Origin of the sequence: Baaleninema sp. (assembly GCF_049974805.1) — a bacterium.
Lineage (GTDB): Bacteria > Cyanobacteriota > Cyanobacteriia > Cyanobacteriales > Geitlerinemataceae > Baaleninema.
Genome location: NZ_JBNGCO010000245.1, coordinates 1 through 3,831 on the forward strand (window position 1 = coordinate 1; position 3,831 = coordinate 3,831).

At 57.9% G+C, this 3,831-nt stretch carries 3 rRNA genes; all 3 read right to left on the reverse strand.

Annotation, left to right across the window (positions count from 1 at the left end):
- Window positions 1-23 precede the first annotated feature (23 nt).
- A 5S ribosomal RNA gene (gene rrf / locus ACP5D4_RS21660) occupies window positions 24-140 on the reverse strand.
- Window positions 141-209: 69 nt separating this feature from the next.
- Window positions 210-3,210, reverse strand: a 23S ribosomal RNA gene (locus tag ACP5D4_RS21665).
- Window positions 3,211-3,396: 186 nt separating this feature from the next.
- A 16S ribosomal RNA gene (locus ACP5D4_RS21670) occupies window positions 3,397-3,831 on the reverse strand; the annotation flags it as partial.

Here is a 3,831-nt window from a genome sequence, read left to right on the forward strand (position 1 = left end):
TTCAGACACAAAAAAGACAAGGCTCTTGGCAATGACCTACTCTCCCAGGGAGTCCCCTCCCAAGTACCATCGGCGCTGGTGGGCTTAATTGCTGGGTTCGGGATGGATCCAGATGTACCCCCACCGCTCCTATCACCAAGAGCCTTGTCCTATGACTCCGTGCACTTAGCCTGCGTTTCGCTGCCAGAACTCCAACCTCTTCATATCACTCGGTGAAGCCCTCGACCTTTAGTACGGGTCAGCTCCACACCTTGCGGCGCTTCCACCTCCCGCCTATCTAACTGGTAGTCTCCCAGCGGTCTTACCACCTTTCCGGTGTGGGGGACCTCTTCTTGGGGCGGGCTTCCCACTTAGATGCTTTCAGCGGTTATCCCTGCCGGACTTGGCTACTCAGCTATGCCGTTGGCACGACAACTGACTCACCATCTGTCCGTCCACCCTGGTCCTCTCGTACTGAGGGCAGCTCCCCTCAAGTCCCCTACGCCCACAGCGGATAGAGACCGACCTGTCTCACGACGGTCTGAACCCAGCTCGCGTGCCACTTTAATGGGCGAACAGCCCAACCCTTGGGACCGTATCCAGCCCCAGGATGTGACGAGCCGACATCGAGGTGGCGAGCGAGGCCGTCGATGTGAACTCTTGGGCCTCACCACCCTGTTATCCCCGGGGTAGCTTTTATCCGGTATGCCACGGCCCTTCCACTCGGTACCGTGGGATCACTAAACCCGACTTTCGTCTCTGCTCGGCCGGTCTGCCTTGCAGTCAAGCTCCCTTTTGCTTTTGCACTCTGCGGTGGGTTGCCATTCCACCTGAGGGAACCTTTGGGCGCCTCCGTTACTCTTTAGGAGGCGACCACCCCAGTCAAACTGCCCGCCTGACATGGTCCCCTGTCCGGTTTACGCCTCAGGGTTAGAGCCAAGCTTTAGCCAGGGTGGTATTTCACCAGCGGCTCCACCGAGACTGGCGTCCCGGCTTCTTTGCCTCCCACCTATCCTGCACAAGCTAAATCCTAACTCAATGCCAAGTTGCAGTAAAGCTCCACGGGGTCTTTTTGTCCTGCTGCGGGTACACGGCATCTTTACCGCGTGTTCAATTTCGCCGGGGCCCTCGTTGAGACAGTGCTCTAGTCGTTACACCTTTCGTGCGGGTCGGAACTTACCCGACAAGGAATTTCGCTACCTTAGGACCGTTATAGTTACGGCCGCCGTTCACCGGGGCTTCGGTTCTGAGCTTCGCTTCCGCTAACCCTTCCCCTTAACCTTCCGGCACTGGGCAGGTGTCAGCCCCTATACTTCCTCTTTCGAGTTCGCAGAGACCTGTGGTTTTGATAACCAGTCGCTAGAGCCATTTCCCTGCGACCCCCAGTCGCTCCGGTCGTCTCGACCTTCACCTCCAGGGGCACCCCTTCTCCCGAAGTTACGGGGTCATTTTGCCTAGTTCCTTAACGAGGGTTCTCCCGTTCGCCTTGGTATCCTCTACCTGTCTACCTGTGTCGGTTTGCGGTACGGTCACCCGAGTCTCTTCGCTTAGAGGCTTTTCTCGGCAGTACGGCTCAGTGACTTCTGGCCCTTAGGCCCGCCCTCACGCCTCGGCCTCCGGGAGCGGTTTTCCCTACCCCTTTCTCCGGCCTACACGTTTGGCACCGGGTCTTCCACCCCCCGGCTCACCTACCGCTCTGCGTCCCCCCTTCGCTCCTCTCCGGTGGTCCCGGAATATTAACCGGGTCTCCATCGCCTACGCCTCTCGGCCTCGGCTTAGGCCCGACTAACCCGACGTGGACTGCCCTTCCGTCGGAACCCTTAGACTTCCGGCGATCACGGTTCTCACGTGTTTCTCGCTACTCATGCCAGCATTCTCTCTCCTGTCTGCTCCACCGCTCCTTTCGGTACGGCTTCTACGCCAACAGGACGCTCTCCTACCACGGTTGAAGTCCCCTTCAACCGCCCATGGCTTCGGTGGTCAACTTTAGCCCCGTTATATTTTCCGTGCAAAGGCGCTCGACCAGTGAGCTATTACGCACTCTTTAAAGGATGGCTGCTTCTAAGCCAACCTCCTGGCTGTCTGCGCAATCCCACATCGTTTCCCACTTAGCTTGCACTTCGGGACCTTAGCCGACGGTCTGGGCTCTTTCCCTCTCGACTACGGATCTCATCATTCGTAGTCCGACTCCCGTGTTCCTTAGTCTTGGCATTCGGAGTTTGGTTGGGTTTGGTAGGCTTGCGCCCCCTAGCCCATCCAGTGCTCTACCTCCAAGACTCATCCCACGAGGCTAGCCCTAAAGCTATTTCGGGGAGAACAAGCTATCTCCAAGTTCGTTTGGCATATCACCCCTACCCACAGTTCATCCCACCCTTTTGCAACAGAGAAAGGTTCGGCCCTCCACGGGGGGTTAGCCCCGCTTCAGCCTGACCATGGGTAGCTCACCTGGTTTCGTGTCTACTCCTTGCCACGTGTCGCTTCCGCGACCCTCGCCCTCTTCAGACTCGGTTTCCCTTCGGCTTCGGCTGTCCCTGCCTTAACCTCGCGACAAAGAGTAACTCGCTGGCTCATTCTCCAAAAGGCACGCCGTCACACCTTCAGCCCATCTCTGATGAGCCGCATTGTGCTTCGACAGCTTGTAAGCGCTCGGTTTCAGGTTCTATTTCACTCCCCTCGCCGGGGTTCTTTTCACCTTTCCCTCACGGTACTTGTTCGCTATCGGTCATCAAGGGTATTTAGCCTTGGACAGTGGTCTGCCCTGCTTCCCACAAGGTTCCTCGTGTCCCGTGGTACTCCGGCTCCCAGCTGGAGCGTCCCTCACTTCGCTTACCGGGCTCTCACCGTCTCTGGCGGACCTTTCCAGTGTCCTTCAGCTGTGTGGTTCGTTTCTTACTCCATCGAGATGCTGCGGCATCTCGTGCTGGTGCCCCTACCCCCAAGATGCAACGACCGCAGTCTTCTCCACACCTTGAGTTTGGGCTCCTCCCCTTTCGCTCGCCACTACTCAGGGAATACTCTCTGCTCCTGCGGGTACTAAGATGTTTCAGTTCCCCGCGTGCCCCCGATGCGCGTTCCCGCACACCGTGCCTGGTCTTCTACCAGGCGGGTTTCCCCATTCGGATACCCCCGGATCTTCGCCTGCACACGACTCCCCGAGGCTTTTCGCAGTGTACCGCGTCCTTCTTCGGCCCTTGACGCCTAGGCATCCTCCGAACGCTCTTCGTAGCTTCCTTCTGTGATACGGAGACCTTGACGCTCTTCGTTCTTCTTCTTACGCCGTCTTCGCAGTTTCGCTTGTTAAAGTGCATGAGCAATGCTATGCATTGCCCTCAGCCCTTAACGGCTGAGTAGTAACAGGAAACAAACTGACAGAGGGATCGGGAAACCAGCTGAGCTGGCCTCCCCGTTCGTCCTTAGAAAGGAGGTGATCCAGCCGCACCTTCCGGTACCGCTACCTTGTTACGACTTCGTCCCAGTCGCCAGCCCCGCCTTAGATGGCGCCCTCCCTTGCGGGCTAGGCCACCAGCTTCAGGCGTTACCGACTCCCATGACGTGACGGGCGGTGTGTACAAGCCCCGGGAACGTATTCACCGCACTATGGCTGACGCGCGGTTACTAGCAACTCCAGCTTCATGCAGGCGAGTTGCAGCCTGCAATCCGAACTACGATCGGCTTTGTTGGGATTCGCTTCACCTCGCGGCTTCGCTGCCCTTTGTACTGACCATTGTAGCGTGTGTGTCGCCCTGGACATAAGGGCCATGCTGACTTGACGTCATCCCCACCTTCCTCCGGCTTACCGCCGGCAGTCCCCTTAGACACGTATAACTAAGGGCAAGGGTTGCGCTCGTTACG